Annotated in this window: 13 protein-coding genes; 2 read left to right on the forward strand and 11 right to left on the reverse strand. The window is 54.4% G+C overall.

What is annotated here, in order from left to right:
• Positions 1 to 182: 182 nt before the first annotated feature.
• From HYD27_RS05020 to HYD27_RS05035, 4 genes are read right to left on the reverse strand one after another with little or no spacing between them, the layout of a single operon-like run.
• Positions 183 to 1,202, reverse strand: a complete 1,020-nt coding sequence (locus tag HYD27_RS05020) for a Gfo/Idh/MocA family protein (protein ID WP_219212183.1) — start codon at positions 1,200 to 1,202, stop codon at positions 183 to 185.
• A 37-nt stretch (positions 1,203 to 1,239) separates the two neighbouring features.
• Positions 1,240 to 2,328: a Gfo/Idh/MocA family protein gene (locus HYD27_RS05025; protein ID WP_219212184.1), complete on the reverse strand. Its 1,089-nt coding sequence runs from the start codon at positions 2,326 to 2,328 to the stop codon at positions 1,240 to 1,242.
• Positions 2,329 to 2,349: 21 nt separating this feature from the next.
• On the reverse strand, positions 2,350 to 3,114 hold the full coding sequence (locus tag HYD27_RS05030; protein WP_219212186.1) for a sugar phosphate isomerase/epimerase family protein: 765 nt from the start codon (positions 3,112 to 3,114) through the stop codon (positions 2,350 to 2,352).
• A gap of 47 nt (positions 3,115 to 3,161) precedes the next feature.
• Complete coding sequence (locus tag HYD27_RS05035) at positions 3,162 to 4,325, reverse strand: Gfo/Idh/MocA family protein (RefSeq protein WP_219212189.1); 1,164 nt, start codon at positions 4,323 to 4,325, stop codon at positions 3,162 to 3,164.
• 164 nt (positions 4,326 to 4,489) lie between these two features.
• On the opposite strand from HYD27_RS05035, the gene HYD27_RS05040 reads away from it, so the two are divergent.
• Together HYD27_RS05040 and HYD27_RS05045 are read left to right on the forward strand one after the other, a co-directional pair.
• Entirely contained in the window at positions 4,490 to 5,317 is an 828-nt protein-coding gene (locus tag HYD27_RS05040; RefSeq protein ID WP_219212191.1) for an AraC family transcriptional regulator, read from the forward strand.
• 108 nt (positions 5,318 to 5,425) lie between these two features.
• Positions 5,426 to 6,280, forward strand: a complete 855-nt coding sequence (locus tag HYD27_RS05045; RefSeq protein WP_219212193.1) for an SDR family oxidoreductase — start codon at positions 5,426 to 5,428, stop codon at positions 6,278 to 6,280.
• Between the two features lie 194 nt (positions 6,281 to 6,474).
• Here the strand turns inward: HYD27_RS05045 and HYD27_RS32885 are convergent, their stop codons facing one another.
• The 7 genes from HYD27_RS32885 to HYD27_RS05080 all read right to left on the reverse strand — a co-directional run bounded on the left by HYD27_RS32885 (position 6,475) and on the right by HYD27_RS05080 (position 14,777).
• Positions 6,475 to 6,828: a putative sulfate exporter family transporter gene (locus tag HYD27_RS32885; RefSeq protein ID WP_219212195.1), complete on the reverse strand. Its 354-nt coding sequence runs from the start codon at positions 6,826 to 6,828 to the stop codon at positions 6,475 to 6,477.
• On the reverse strand, positions 6,762 to 7,196 hold the full coding sequence (locus HYD27_RS32345; protein ID WP_219212198.1) for a putative sulfate exporter family transporter: 435 nt from the start codon (positions 7,194 to 7,196) through the stop codon (positions 6,762 to 6,764). The genes HYD27_RS32885 and HYD27_RS32345 overlap by 67 nt, the downstream gene beginning before the upstream one ends.
• Before the next feature lie 1,177 nt (positions 7,197 to 8,373).
• The gene (locus HYD27_RS05060; RefSeq protein WP_219212199.1) at positions 8,374 to 8,559 is read right to left on the reverse strand and encodes a hypothetical protein; all 186 of its coding nucleotides are present in this window, start codon (positions 8,557 to 8,559) and stop codon (positions 8,374 to 8,376) included.
• A 126-nt stretch (positions 8,560 to 8,685) separates the two neighbouring features.
• Complete coding sequence (locus HYD27_RS05065; protein WP_219212202.1) at positions 8,686 to 10,398, reverse strand: sensor histidine kinase; 1,713 nt, start codon at positions 10,396 to 10,398, stop codon at positions 8,686 to 8,688.
• A gap of 1 nt (position 10,399) precedes the next feature.
• Positions 10,400 to 11,965: a response regulator gene (locus HYD27_RS05070; protein ID WP_219212203.1), complete on the reverse strand. Its 1,566-nt coding sequence runs from the start codon at positions 11,963 to 11,965 to the stop codon at positions 10,400 to 10,402.
• Between the two features lie 188 nt (positions 11,966 to 12,153).
• Complete coding sequence (locus HYD27_RS05075) at positions 12,154 to 13,824, reverse strand: extracellular solute-binding protein (RefSeq protein WP_219212205.1); 1,671 nt, start codon at positions 13,822 to 13,824, stop codon at positions 12,154 to 12,156.
• A 47-nt stretch (positions 13,825 to 13,871) separates the two neighbouring features.
• The gene (locus HYD27_RS05080; RefSeq protein WP_219212207.1) at positions 13,872 to 14,777 is read right to left on the reverse strand and encodes a carbohydrate ABC transporter permease; all 906 of its coding nucleotides are present in this window, start codon (positions 14,775 to 14,777) and stop codon (positions 13,872 to 13,874) included.
• Between the last annotated feature and the right edge of the window lie 22 nt (positions 14,778 to 14,799).

Below are 14,799 nucleotides of genomic sequence, written 5' to 3' on the forward strand. Positions count from 1 at the left end.
GTATCCCTCTCCCTGTCTATCATCTGCATACTGGTACGCGCCAGCACTTAAGGATTTGCCGTGAACTCCGCTGTCTATCCTTAGCCATTCATGCTGCAGGCGTACTAACTTATGTTATGAAGATAAGGCTAAATTTGCTTAAAGTCAATTTGAGGGTTTCCATTATATGAGTACGGGGCCAGTTAACATTTACCCGCAGCCAGCCTTGCCTCTGAAGACGTATAAATACCGGCAATAACCTCCAGCGCTTTAATCCCCTCGTTCCCGTCGATCCAGAACCTGCGTCCTTCGCCGATGTGCTTGTAGAAGTCATGGATTAATCTCTCATGGCTGGTTCCCCAGTAAGATTTGCCCAGGGTAGCCGTGGAGGACAAGGGTTCACACAGCAGCGTCTCCTGTCCGTCCTTCCACAGATACAGGCAGTCCCGGCGCAGCAGCAGCGTGCCCTGCTCAAAGACAAGCTCCATTTCAACCGGGGAATTCACGGAGTACGCATTCGTGCCGTAAAAAAGCCCGCGCACATTATTCTTGAATTGAATGCAGGCATGTGCTGTATCCTCCACCTCGATGACACCATCCAGCACATCGGTGGTCACACTGCCCTTGACCGAAACGATGTCGCCGCCGAACCATTGCAGAAGATCAAGCGTGTGGATCGTCTGGTTAATCAGCACTCCGCCGCCTTCTGTGTCCCATCTCCCCCGCCAGCTGCTCTCCGTGTAGTAAGCTTCGCTCCGGTTCCAGGTTACAATCCCTTTCATACAGATCAGCGGTCCCAGAATACCGGAATCGATAGTCTCCTTAATCCGCAGGGAAGGGTCATTATAGCGGTTCTGAAAGACAATGCCCAGCTGCCCCTTGCCGGCCGCCGCCGCTTCCTGCATCCGCCGTGCAGACGCCACATCTGTTGCCATCGGCTTCTCAGACAACACATGATGGCCTGCCCGCAGAAATTCCTCAGCCATTTGCGCATGCAAATAATGCGGCGTGCACAAATGGACAATGGCGATGTCAGCCCTCCCGAGAAGCTGCCTATAATCCGCCACCGGCTCACAGCCGTAATCCCGGGCCGCTTGCGCCGCCCTCTCCGGATCAGGGTCGGCAACGGCCACCAGCCGCGCGCCCTTCATGGATAGAATAGCCCTGGCATGCAGGGGAGCAATTGCTCCGCAGCCGATAATGGCTGCCCCTAGTGTACTCATCCAGTTCACCTTCCGCTTTTGTCCGTCTTCTGACCGGCTATCTGAGTGTATCCGGGGTGAGATTGAGCGCCTGGGACTGTGCCTGGAGGCACAGCTCCGCCGCCTTGAACACATGGGCTTGGGTCATCGCCAGCTCTGTGCGCTGCAGACAGTCCAGAATCAGCTCCCCGAAGAAAGGAAAGCCGACCTTGCCGGCAACCTGCTCATAGTGCTCGCCCTGCCCGTCTACCCAAAAGACATGATCCGGCGTGTTCGAGCGGGCAATGTCGCTGTACTTGCGCAGCTCCATATACCCCTCGGTGCCCATGATAATCGTGCGGCCGTCTCCCCATGTGCCCAGCCCTTCCGGCGTGAACCAGTCCACACGGAAATATTGGGTCGTCCCGTTATCGCCCGCCAGTGTAGCATCGCCGAAATCCTCCAGCTCCGGGTATTCAGCGTTGTTGTAATTGGCAACCTTGCTGTGCAGAACCTTGGCGTCACGGCAGCCGCCGTAATAGAGAAATTGTTCTATCTGGTGGCTGCCGATATCACAGAGAATGCCGCCGTAGTTCCCGCGCCGGAAGAACCATTCGGGACGGCTTGCCGCATTCAGACGGTGCGGCCCCATCCCGATCACCTGAAGCACGCGGCCGATTGCCCCTTGCCCGATTAATTGCCCGGCGTAGACAGCACTTTCCACGTGCAGCCGTTCGCTGAAATAACACATATATTTGCGCTTAGTCTTCTCTGCCTGCAGCCTGGCCGCTTCCAGCTGCCCGATAGCTGTAAAGGGCGTCTTGTCTGTAAAATAATCCTTCCCGTGAGCCATGACCCGCAGGCCCAGCGCACCTCTCTCGGAAGGAACTGCGGCGGCAGCCACCAGGCGGACCTCAGGGTCCTCCAGCACTTCCTCTGGGGATCTGGCCGCCCGGACACCCGGATATGCGGCGCTGAAGGCTTTGACTTTCTCCTGATCGGGATCATACACCCATTTCAATTGTGCTCCGGCCTCCACCAGCCCGTTGCACATTCCATAGATGTGTCCATGATCCAGTGCCATTGCGGCGATTACGAATTCCCCCGGCCCCACTACCGGCTTGGCCTCATGCCTGGGGGCATAGTTCATTCCGTCTTTGCGGCTCATACTGCTGTTTCTCCCCTTCCGTTATAGCAATGTAAGCAGATACTTCAGGCTGATCTCCAGGCTCTCGAACGGATCGCGGCGGCAGACATCCTGCTCCACGACAAACCATTCTACACCTGTCTCGCGGCAGGCCCGGATAATGGCTTCATAATTCATATTGCCTTGGCCGATTTCGGCAAATTCCGCTTTTCTAGCCACAACCGCCATATCCTTCAGATGCACAACCCGCATTCTGTCCTTCACCTTGTGTACCCAATCGACCGGACTGCCCCCACCGGCCTGAACCCAGTACAGATCCAGCTCGAAGCCGAATACCTCGGGGTCCGCCTCCTGAAGCAGCACTTCAAGGCCGGTTCGGTCGCCCAGGCGCTCGAACTCAAAATCATGATTATGATAGACGAATTGCAGCCCATGCTGCTGCTTCAGGACAAGGGCGATTTCCGAAATCTTCTTGGCGAAGGCCCGGTACCCTTCCTGACTCGTCTGGTACTCGCCCGGAAGTGACCCAAGCCCGATATATTTGCAGTTCCAGAGCTTATGCTCAGCCGCCAGCGCGTCCAGATCATTCACCAGCCGGTCCCATGAAACATGCGTCGCGCAGACCGTAAGTCCGGCTTCATCCGCGTATTGCTTGACCAGCTCCGGGTCAATGGGGCCGATTCCCGAAATTTGCACGGCCTGATAGCCGATGTCCTTCAGCCTCCGGAAGCTCTCCCGCAGTCCTTCCGCCGTCTGGGTAAATTCCCGCAGTGTATACATTTGCGCAGCAATTGTTGATGCCTTCATAGAATCGATCCGCTCCTTAAATAATTAGTATAGGTTAACCGCTCCACTCAGTGAGTACCGGATACATTCAGCGTCTTCTGTACATTTTTATCCTTTTGGAAGGTTGAATTCCGTACCTTCTCCATCAGCTTCTCGTGAAACAGCCCGCTGTCGATCGGCAGTTCCACCCAATTGTCCGTCCACGCGGACAGATACATGGCATTTGAGAGCGTCAGGCCATGAATGCCCTCTTCTCCCGGGGCAAGCAGCGGCTCATCGTGCAGAATGGCATTGGTGAAATTGCGCAGGATGCCTTTGTGCTGCTCCCCGCCGCCTTTTTCCACCGGTATCTCGCATTTCCAGCATTCCGGCGCCCCGAAGCCGCCCTTGAACTCAGCGTTGAAGACCGGCTCCGGTGTGCGCAGCCGCCAGAAGGTCAGCTCGTCGTCCTCTATGACGATTTTCCCGTTGTCCCCGTTAATTTCAAAGCGGTTCGTTCCCGGAGCTTCCCCGGTGGTCGTAATGAACAGGCCCGTAGCTCCGTTCGCATACTCCGCATAAGCGGTCACATCATCCTCCACCTCAATCTTCCGGTATTTGCCGAACTGGCAAAACGCCCGGATGCGTGTCGGCATCATTCCTGTAGTCCACTGCCAGAGATCCAGCTGATGCGGGTCCTGATTCAGCAGCACCCCGCCGCCCTCCCCGGCCCAGGTAGCGCGCCAGCCGCCGGAATCATAATAGTTCTGCGATCTGTACCAGTTGGTGATAATCCAGTTGGTGCGGCGGATCTCACCAAGCTCTCCGGCTTGAATCAGCTCTCTCAGCTTCTGGTAGAGCGGATTGGTCCGCTGGTTGTACATGATTCCGAATTTGCGGTCCGACTTCGCGGCGGCCTCGTTCATTTCCTGCACGGCCTTGGTGTACACACCGGCAGGCTTCTCAATTAAGACATGAAGGCCATGGCTCAGCGCTTCTATTGCCAGCGGCGGATGGTCATAATGCGGCGTGGAGATTAATACGGCATCAATAGCTCCCGATTGAAACAGCTCTGTTGCCGTACTGAAATGCTTCACCTTCTCCGGCAATTGCTCCGAAGCCCATTCCAGGCGTTCCGGACTGATATCGCAGACTGCAGCCAGCTCCGCCCCCTTCACATCTTCCAGCAGACTCAGCGCGTGAGCCCGGCCCATATTTCCGATGCCGATAATTCCATAACGTACCTTTGTCATCTCTTGGATCACTTCCTAATTTCAGTTTATGATATGAGGATAACCCTAAAGCTCCAACGTGACTATGACTGGAATTAAGAAGTATTTGTATATAATTAAGATGTATTAGTTAAATGAAAGCGGTATAATGGAGATATTCACCCTATTTCTTAAAGGAGCGCACTATGGATGACTTAGGAAATTTAACGGGGCGCCTGCTGCAGAATTTGAACGTTACCGTGACCCATGCCCAGCTGGGCACCAGGTATCCCGGCTGGAACCGCACGAATGAGACTCCGTCCTTCAACCGGCTGTATTTTATTGACTGCGGAGAAGGGAAAGTGACAATTAACGGGGTGGCTTACTACCCGAAGCCGGGGCAACTAATGATCATGCCTGCCGGCTCCATACAGACGACGGAAACTGCACCTGATAATCCTTATGCCCGCTACTATTGCCATTTTGATGCCCGGATCGGGGAGTGGCCGTTGTTTCATTCCGCGAACAAGCTGTATATCAGCGATGCTGCCGACCCGGATGCAGTCCGGGCGATTTTTACCGAAATGATCTCCCTGTTTCAGGACGACGGCTTCCTTGCCACACTCCGTGTCCAGGCGGCGCTGCTCAATCTTCTGGCGTTGTGTCTGGAAGCCGGCGGGTACGCCGATTTCATGGATGACCTGGTGCATACGAGCGATCAGGGCAAGCTGGCACATGTGCTGCAGTACATTGACCAGCGGCTGAAGCAGCCGCTGGAGGTTGAGGAGCTGGCGGAGCTGGTGCATCTGCATCCGAACTATTTCATCCCGTATTTCAAAAAATTCATGGGGGTCACCCCCATGCATTATGTACAGCTCAAGCGGATGGAGCTCGCCAAAAAACAGCTTTCCTATACCGGCTTCAGCATCTCTGATATCGCCGAGCAGCTCGGCATGGAGCTGGCCCATTTCTCGAAAACCTTCAAAAAAACCACGGGCGTGTCCCCCTCTGCCTACAGGAGCAGCACCAGATGATAAAGCTGCAAAGCAACAGGAATTCAATCGGCAATCTTACCAGGCAATGCCTGACAATCATTCCGGGCTGCATTTGCTTGCAGCCCCTTCAGAAAGGAAGTGCCATTCATGGCAGAGTTAGCCTTGCAGCCTGCACTTGCAGGCAAAGTCGCTGTTATTACCGGAGGTGCAGGTGTCCTGTGCGCCGCTATGGCTCATGAGCTGGGACGGCAGGGAGCAAAAGTCGCCATACTGAACCGGACTGCAGACAAAGGAGACGCGCTTGCGTCTGAGATTACCGCTGCGGGAGGACAGGCCCTTTCGGTTGCCTGTGACGTTACAGAGGCGGGCAGCGTGCACAAGGCCGCGGCTGAAGTCCTGGAGCATTGGGGCGCCTGTGATCTGTTAATCAACGGGGCCGGCGGCAACCAGCCGTCCGCGATTACCACGAAGGAACGCTTTGCTGCGGGAGATCTGGAGAATCCGGACATCATCTCCTTCTTTGATCTCTCTGTTCCCGGCTTCCGCCAAGTGATGGACCTGAATCTGGTCGGGACGCTTATTCCCACGCAAATTTTTGCCAGGCACATGCTCGGCCGCCCCGGCGCAGCGGTGATTAACATCTCTTCCGTGAGCGCCGGAGCGCCGCTGACCAAGGTTCCGGCCTACAGCGCCGCCAAGGCGGGAATCAATAACTTCACGCAATGGCTGGCTGTGCATTTAGCGGAGAGCGGAATCCGCGTCAATACGATTGCACCGGGCTTCTTCATCACCAAACAGAATGAAAAGCTGCTGCTTCGCGAAGACGGCGAACTGACCGAACGTTCGCACAAGGTTATCAGCCAGACCCCTATGCGCCGCTTCGGGAAGCCTGAGGAGCTGCTGGGCACCCTGCTCTGGCTGGCCGACGAAAGCATGTCCGGTTTTGTAACGGGAATTACGGTTCCGGTCGACGGCGGATTTACGGCGTATTCCGGGGTATAGCCTGCTTGGGACGGATGCTTATTATTTTGACGCCTCTTGGTTCATATCAAGGGGCGTCTTTTGGCGTCGGAAAGTTCCATTTCTAAGCCAATCCAAAAGCAAGCACCAGCAATAACCCAGCGCGGACAGCAGGATTGAACCTATAAGCCCGGACAGAAAAGGCTTTTTTCCCATCCGGCCAAAAGTTCGCAGTTCTATGCCCAGTCCCATTCCCGCCATTGCCATCGCCAGCAAAAAAATAGGCCGGGACAATAAGTCCGCTTGCGCCTCCCCCGGATAATCCCCAGCGTATTCACTCCGCTTATTAACAGAAAGCCGAGGATGAACCACTGAACCGGCAGCTTCTTCCATTCAACTTTCTTCCTTCTTGCGCATGGCTCTTCTGCTGTTCCCGCTGCGCTGCCCTGTTTACGTTGTCTGTACCCTTCCCAGCTCCCAAGAATGACCGCTGCCGGAATAAGCATCGCCACCCGGGTCAGCTTCACAACAATTGCCAGATCGGCAGCTTCCTTGCCCGCCGGAGCAGCTGCGGCAATAACATGGGCCACCTATGAAGCGTGCCTCCGGTAAAGATCCCGTATCCTGCCGGACTGAGTTCCAAGAGTGGATACAACGCCGTATAGATCAGTGTAAAAATCGTACCCAATACCGCCACCGTCGCCGCCCCGACCGCCGTTTCTTGTTCGGACGCCTTGATTAGCGGAGCAATCGCCGCCACTGCCGCTGCGCCGCAAATGGCTGTTCCGCAGGCCGTCAGCAGGCCTAATCTCCTGCCGGTCCCGAACTGTTTTGCCAGTATGCAAACCGTAAACAGCGTAAATGCGATATAAACCTGAATTTCGAAAGCAGATTGAACAAATCCAGATAAGGATCGCCCCGCTTTTTCCATCACCCATTTGGTGCAAGTTGTTTTCACAAGCAGAAACGGCTGCGCCGTCCTTTAAAAGGACGGCGTGTTTCAGCGAGAAATAGAAGGATAATTTGATGTGCCGAGCATATAAATTCTTATATTTTTAGTGGAAACGGCTGCGCCTTCCTTGACCGGGCAGCGCAGCTGTTGGCATTTCAGGTGTAAGGCTGGCTGCTGAAGCCAGGCGGGAAGCCAGGCGGAAAAGGTCACTTCATATTCCCCCAGCCGTTTTTTTTAAAGGGTTAGCGGGAAAAAGGAACCCTAATCGATCCGTTTCTCTCCCTTGCAGAGGAATACGCCTACATTAAGATGAACTTGAAACATTCATCCAAAGGGCAGCCATTTTAGTGGTAAAAAGGATAACTAATCCACCGCATTCGGATCCTGGATCATCCCTAGTGGGAAAAAGTACAACTAATCCGGCTGAAATCAGCCGTAGGGAGGGAGCGGGCCTCCATTAGGTGTACAAAATCCCACTAAAGCCCGTTCAAGCCAGAATTCCAGCCCATTAGTGTTACTTTTTACACTTGGCTTTCGTTCCCTATGAACCTCCTTGCGTTTCATCAGCTTTTTCAGGTTCTCCGGTTCCATTCCTATACATTCAATTACCTTTTTGGCTCAAAACCAAAATCAGCGGTTGACGAGGTGAACGAAGTCCGCTGCGGGTTCACAGGGTTCTTCCGATAATCTCGCTGTTAAAGCCCGGTTTCCTGATTGGAATAAGATTACAGGTTGAAATTAGATGGAGGCAGCTTTTTCCGATTCATTTAAGACCTTTCCGTCCATTAAGTGTGCTAATTCTCACGAATTCCACTCCATTCCACTCCACTCCACGTCCTGCCCAGTAGCGGCCTCGGTTGGCCCCGCTCTATTCCCGCTTCCTCCTGCAAAACTTTAAACTCATAGACTCCGCACCATTCACCACGGCTCAGCAAGCTCCGCACCATTCAGCACGATTAAGACGCATTATAATTTTGCCCTATCCACAATTGACGAGAGCATAATTTCCTAAACAACAATTGGAAACGGATACCGTCCTTATAAAGACGGTATCCGTTTCAGCGAGAAGATAAGACTAATTTATACGTGAAACATATAAGTTCTTATCTTTCAAAAAATCCCTTCGTGTAGATAGCGGATACCTTAGGCCCGGCCCGGCTGCCAGAATATCCAGCATTAAGTCTCATCCCCAGCAGAATGATTCCCGCCCGAGCAAGCTTTTGCCGGAGAATTGGATGCCTGCCATAGCCCGCTGTGGAACACCCGCTATTGCCCTCAGTGCAATGCCAAGGAGGATTACCAGCACGAGCTGTCCTATAATATTGAACAGCGGCAGCAAGGCCAGAGTCTTGGCTGCCGCAGCCAGCACAAGGGTGATTCCAATCCCCCGGATAATCTCCGGATGTCCAGAAACTCACAGCCAGCGGCCGTTACACTCTTCAATAGCTTCCGAACTGCTTTATTGCCGGGCCCGCCTGCCTGTCGGCCAGGACGGCTACATCCGGCAGGGAATAGTAATCTGAATGCAGGCTCCGATGCCGGGACGGCTGGCAATAGCTACTCCATAGCCGATGCCATTATGCAGCTTGATCCGGGAATCCACGTTGCGGATGCCATATCCGATCCGGGGGCCTTCAGGCGCCAGAATCTGGCGGATGATATCCGTATTCATGCCGACTCCGTTATCAATCACCTTGAACACAATTTCTGATTCGTGCTTCTCCACAACAAGCCGGATGCCAAGCGTGGTCCCGAACCAGGCATGCTCCAGCGCATTTTCAATGAGCGGCTGCAGAATCAGCTTCACCGTCGTATACTCCAGCACCTCAGGGTCAATATCATAATATACGCTGAGCCGCTCGCCGTATTTGATGCACTGGATAGCCACATAGGCCTTGGCATGTTCAATTTCCTTGCGCACAGTGGTCAGGATTTCGCCGCGGTTGAGAGAAAGCCTGTAGAATTTCGCCAGCTCCTGCACCATAATATTCAGCTTCAGGGTATCTCCGAATTGGGCCAGGCGGTTAATGGAGGAAAGTGTATTATAGAGAAAATGGGGATTGATCTGCGCCTGCAGCGATTCCAGCTCCGCTTCTTTTTTCTGGAGATCGGCGACATAATTTTTATGAATCAGCTCTTCCATATTACTGCCCATGCGGTTGAAGGCGGTGGCAATTTGGGCCAGCTCATCATTGCCCTTGAAGCGGATTCTTTTGTGGAAATCACCGTCATGAAAAGCATTCAGCGATCCTACGATCTTCTGTATCCGCCGGGAGAAATAACCCGACACCCAAATGCCGAGACATGCCAGGATAAAGGCGCTCACCAGACAGACCAGCAGCGTCATCCGGCGCACCTCGTTCGCGCTTTCGTCGAACAGACTGTTGGGAATATAAGCCTGCAGCTGCCAGCCCAGCCCATCCAGCGGTTCGCTTAACAGCAGGCGCCCCGACTCGTCCGGCCCCGTCTCCACGCCCTCCGGTGAGGATTTAAGCACAATCCTGCCCCCCGCATCGCTGACCGCCAGTGTGCTGAATTCCCCGATCTTGCGGTAATCCACGGAATCCAGCAGATCGCGGATTTGCACAGTCACCCGGACCAGACCAATCGGCTGGCCCCGCTGCACGTCATCCAGCCGCTGGAGCAATGAAATATTGCCGTCTCCCTGATCGCGCAGAATCTGCTGCCAGCGGCTGAGTCCGGGCAGAGTGCCCGAGAATTCCAGCATCCGGTACCAGTCTGCGTTCTGAATCCGCCGCAGATGATAAATCTCATAACGCTTGGTGGACAGCAGCGGATTTTGTTCCTCATCCTTGTAGAAGACCTCCGGCAGCGTTTCATTCTGGAGATACAGGGACAGGCCGATGTTGCTGGCCGTGTAATTGAGCAGATTTTCCAGTGCCGGCATGAGGGTCTTCGTCATGGTCTCATAGCTGTACCAGCCTTGATCATAGCGCCGCAAAGCATTTTGCAGACTGTAATTGTAGTAGAGGCTGTTCGAGATCCGTTCAATATCATCCGTGCGGTAACGGATATTGTCGCGCATCTGCCGCAGCGTGCCCTGCAGATTCTCCCGCGTCTTCTCCCGGAGAGAGTTCACGGAATGCGCATAGGCGAACAGGCCGACCGTCAGCACGGCAATCAGCAGGCACAGCACATAAGGCAGAATGAGCTTGTATCCAAAAGGGATGCTCCGCACGCGCCGCATGTTACAGGTGTCTCCTGTAATCGCCCGGGCTGACACCGTAATATTCCTTGAACTGCTTGCTGAAATGGGACAGATTCTTATAGCCGACCCGGTTCGCGGCCTCATAGACCTTCAGCTTCGGATCGCCGAGCAAGGCCTTGACCCGCTCCAGCCGCCTCAGGCCCACATAATCCGAGAAATACACTCCGGTCTCCTCGTAGAAGATCTGCCCCAGGTGATTCGGGGAAAAAGAAAAGTGGTTGGCCGCATCCCGCAGCATGACATTGTGCTCCAAATGCTCTTCAATGTATGCCTTGATCTCGTCTACAAGCTTGCGCTTCTTCCCCTGCCGCTTGCGCTGCAGCCGTTCGGACAACTCGAACATCCGGCGGCGGAGCCAGGATTTCATGTCCTCAATCGTCTCCAGATGGTACAGAATGCTGAGATGCTTCCTTTCCAGCCCCAGCAGCTCGTAAAAGTCCTCGTTAATCGTATGCAGGTACGCATCGAGCTTCGAGACAATATGCAGAAACAGCTGGTAGATCTCCAGCTTGGTCTCCATATTTCCAACCCATACGAACAGCTCCTCGTTGCAATCGTCTACATCGACCAGCCGGTAGGAAGACATCGCGGCAAACAGGGACTGCAGAATGCTGTCCAGATCCTTGACGGAGGCCGAGATCGGCCCTCTGGCATCGGAATGGAAAATAAGCTTGCCTTTGCCCAGGAACAGCTTCAGCCCGAGCGCATTTCTGGCCTGCCGGAAGGAATACCGCAGCTCCCGCAAATGGCTTACTGTGGGACCTACACCGATGGTCACTGTGAGCGGCGTACCTTCCACCGCCTGCCCTATCAGCCTGCGCAGCCGTCCGCTGTCTATTTGCTCCTCCAGAATCAGCGCGTAATGGAACCGCTCCAGCCGGCAGGCCTGTATCCGCTCCTCCGCACAATACTCCTCGATGGCCAGCTCCAGCTTGTTCTCCATTTCCGCCTTGGCTCCATCGCTATAGCCGTTAAGCTTCCAGGACAGATCATCCGGCTCCAGCAGCGCCGTGTACAGCCTGGTATCAGCCCAGCTGATGCCGACCCGCTGAAGCAGCGGCAGCATCTTGGCTTCATCCGGCGTTCCGTCGAGAAGCTGCATGAACAGCTCCCTGCGCAGAAGCGGCTCCGACTCCGAGAAGTAACGCTCCAAATGCGTGTGCTCCCGTTCCCGGTCAAGAGCCTCCTTCACCTCTGTCAACGATTTGCGCATATCCTCATCATCTACGGGCTTCAGCACATAGCCCGAGGCGCTCATGGAAATCGCCTGCTTGGCATACTGGAAATCCTCATAGCCGCTGACAAAAATAATCTTCAGCTTCGGGTTCAGCTCAAGGGCTCTGCGCGCCAGCTCCATCCCTGACATGATCGGCATCCGGATATCGGTGACGATAATATCTACTGCCTGCGATTCCAGCGCCTCCAGGGCTTCAAAGCCGCTGCTTGCGGCTGCGCACACCTCCATGCCAAGAGCTTCCCAGTTCATGAAGCGCTGCAGCCCCTCCAGATCCAGCAGTTCATCGTCGACCAGCAGCACCTTGTACATCGCATCCCGCCTCCGCACTCAGACTTCATTCGTTCCCCGCAAAGAGTTACATTTAATAGTAAAAGGGGGTACACTTGGCTTCAGTATACCCCACGGTAAAGGCTGCCCCTAGCTTTTATTTAAATATAGAATTTATATGCTCGGCATACTAAACTATCCTTCTGTTTTTCGCTGACACACCCCGTCTTTTACAAGGACGGCGCAGCCGTTTCTACTTGCATCTTGCTGAGATTGTTCTGCCATCTGCCGGTTTGGAATTTCAGCAGCGTTTCGTAGCCCGCTTTTTTGGCGTCCTCATTTGCCTTGTTTAAAAGGCTGAGGACCTCTTCATCGCTCTTGGCGTACAGTGCCTTGGCAAAGACCTCCTGGTAAATGTCATTCACAGTAGTTGCAATCGTACCTTCTTCCGAATCCGGCAGCGGGTCGAGATTCACAAACTCCGTGAAGTTTCTGGATGTCTTCCAGGTTACCTTCTGCTGGGCCAGAGTGGTCCAGTTCTGCTTGTCGGCCGGGAGCTGCGCATCCATCTTGGCTTTGGTCTGGTCAATAAAGGTTGTGTTGCCCACCCAATTGAAGCGGCCGATTCTCTCCTTGTCCTTGTCGCCCTGCGGTGTATTCAGACCGGCCTCGTTCAGGACAGGCACACCGTCCGCATCGAACTCATCCCAGTAGAGGCCCTGGCGGCCAAAGTTTATAATCCGCTGGCCCTCTTGACCCGTCAACCAGTCCAGATACGAGAAGATGGCCTCCGGGTCCTTGGCATTCCTGGTAATGACCAGCACATTCCACCCCAAGGAATTGTAATTGTTCGGCGTAATCTTGGCGGCATCCAGTCCGGCCTTGTGAATCGGCCAGATGATATCATAGCCGGCTTCCGGATCGGCCAAGCGCAGGGCAGTATCGGCCCCACGGCCCGGGTTCACCACATCGCCGTCCACGTAGACGGCTACGCGGCCGGTTTTGAGCTTCTCGGAAATCTGGTCGCCGGTCTGGGTGAACAAGTCCTGCGTAATCAGCCTCTCGCGGAACAGCTTGCTGGCATACTGCATATTTTCGATGAATACCTGATCCTCAAAAATCGATTGCAGCGTATTGCCTACCGGATTGGCCTTGGGCAGATACGGTTTGTTTTCGGCGAAGCCGCCGTACATTGTGTCGATCCCCCGTCCCTTGGCCCCCACTTCAAGCGGCACCACATCGGGATATTTCTCCTTGACCTGCTTCAGGTAGGCATAGAGCTCATCATAGGTTTCGAGCTTCGGCGAACCAAGCTCCTGGTATATTTTCCGGTTAATAATCCAGCCGCCGTTGCCGTTTGGACTGGATGTGTACCAGTTCGGGAACTGGTACAGCTTGCCGTCCTCGGAGCGGAGCATATTCAGGGTGGCTTCACCGGCATTATTTTTCAGATTGGGGTAGCGGTCCAGATATTCGTCCAGAGCAACCAGCAGCCCGGGCTTCCGCAGCCGTTCCACATTCGCTCCCCGGTCCATCATAATGACATCCGGCAGGCTGCCCGAGGCAATCATCGTGCTGAACTTGGTCTCGGCGGCACCGCTCGATTGAATCGGCGTCATCCTGACCTTCAGCGTGTCGGCAATCCACTTGGTAGTGGAATCCCGCCCCCACTCTTCGGTGGTATCCCAATCGTAATTGCTGTAGTACGTGAAGGAGACGGGCTTCACCGTACTTCCTGCAGCCGGGTCTGAAGCATCGGGATTCGCACTGGCCGCAGCGGTCTCCGTTGCCGCAGGTGCGCGGGCAGGATCGGCGGCATTGTTCCCCCCGCCGCAGCCGGCAAGCAGCAGCACCGAGCATAAGACAACCGTCAACAGCGGAAAACTCTTCTTAGATTTCAATTGAGCAACCCCTCTCTAATGTTCACTGTATATAATCCGTATCACCGCTACTCTTTCAGAGAACCGATGAGTACACCTTTTACGAAATACTTTTGCAAAAACGGATAGACCATGATAATCGGCAGCGTCGCCACCATGGTGGTTGCCATAATCAGCGATTTGCTCGTTACCGACTGCACCAGGGCAAGCCGGTCCTGGGCGGCCGCACTGCTTCCGATGGCCTGCTGGAGCTGATCTGTCACAATATTGGAGTTGAGGATCTGCTTCAGCAGGGTCTGGATCGGAATCAGATCTGTATTATTGATATAGATGCTGGCCGAGAACCAGTCATTCCAGTGGTAAACGGCCGTGAACAATGACAGGGTGGCTACAACCGGCCCGGAAATGGGTAAAATAATGCGCGTCAGCACTCCGATATGGTTGCAGCCGTCTATGCGCGCAGATTCAACCAGTCCCGCCGGCAGCCCCAGAAAGAAGGTCCGGAAAATGATCATATTGTATACACTGATTAACCCGGGGATGACCAGCACCCAAAAGGTGTCCATCATGCCAAACTCGCGCAGCAGCAGGAACGTGGGAATCAGTCCGCCGCTGAAGTACATGGTAATGATGCAGAAGACCATATATACTCTGCGTCCCATCAGTTCATGCCTGGACAGCCCGTAAGCCAATATGGCGGTGAACAGGACAGACAGTGCCGTCCCGACCACGGTGCGCATAATGGAGATCAGAAACGCATGCCCAATGCGGCTGTCCCGGAACACGACCTCATAATTATCCAGTGTCGGGCTGCGCGGCCAGAACGTAATCCCGCCGAGCGCCGTATCCGAACCTGCGTTGAAGGAAATCACCAGCGAATTCCAGAACGGATACAGGGTGATGAAGCCCAGCAGCAGCAGCAATGTATAAATAATGGCCTGCAGTATCTTATCTCCCGGCGACAGCTTCATCATAACCTGTTCCCCGCCTTTCCTC

This window comes from Paenibacillus sp. S150, assembly GCF_019352175.1.
Taxonomy (GTDB): domain Bacteria; phylum Bacillota; class Bacilli; order Paenibacillales; family Paenibacillaceae; genus Paenibacillus_AQ.

What these genes read in the sequence shown, in the direction of transcription:
- HYD27_RS05020 (WP_219212183.1), bottom strand. Translation starts at nt 1,202, where the DNA reads ATGAGTACACTAGGGGCAGCCATTATCGGCTGCGGAGCAATTGCTCCC.
- HYD27_RS05025 (WP_219212184.1), bottom strand. Translation starts at nt 2,328, where the DNA reads ATGAGCCGCAAAGACGGAATGAACTATGCCCCCAGGCATGAGGCCAAG.
- HYD27_RS05030 (WP_219212186.1), bottom strand. Translation starts at nt 3,114, where the DNA reads ATGAAGGCATCAACAATTGCTGCGCAAATGTATACACTGCGGGAATTT.
- HYD27_RS05035 (WP_219212189.1), bottom strand. Translation starts at nt 4,325, where the DNA reads ATGACAAAGGTACGTTATGGAATTATCGGCATCGGAAATATGGGCCGG.
- HYD27_RS05040 (WP_219212191.1), top strand. Translation starts at nt 4,490, where the DNA reads ATGGATGACTTAGGAAATTTAACGGGGCGCCTGCTGCAGAATTTGAAC.
- HYD27_RS05045 (WP_219212193.1), top strand. Translation starts at nt 5,426, where the DNA reads ATGGCAGAGTTAGCCTTGCAGCCTGCACTTGCAGGCAAAGTCGCTGTT.
- HYD27_RS05065 (WP_219212202.1), bottom strand. Translation starts at nt 10,398, where the DNA reads ATGCGGCGCGTGCGGAGCATCCCTTTTGGATACAAGCTCATTCTGCCT.
- HYD27_RS05070 (WP_219212203.1), bottom strand. Translation starts at nt 11,965, where the DNA reads ATGTACAAGGTGCTGCTGGTCGACGATGAACTGCTGGATCTGGAGGGG.
- HYD27_RS05080 (WP_219212207.1), bottom strand. Translation starts at nt 14,777, where the DNA reads ATGATGAAGCTGTCGCCGGGAGATAAGATACTGCAGGCCATTATTTAT.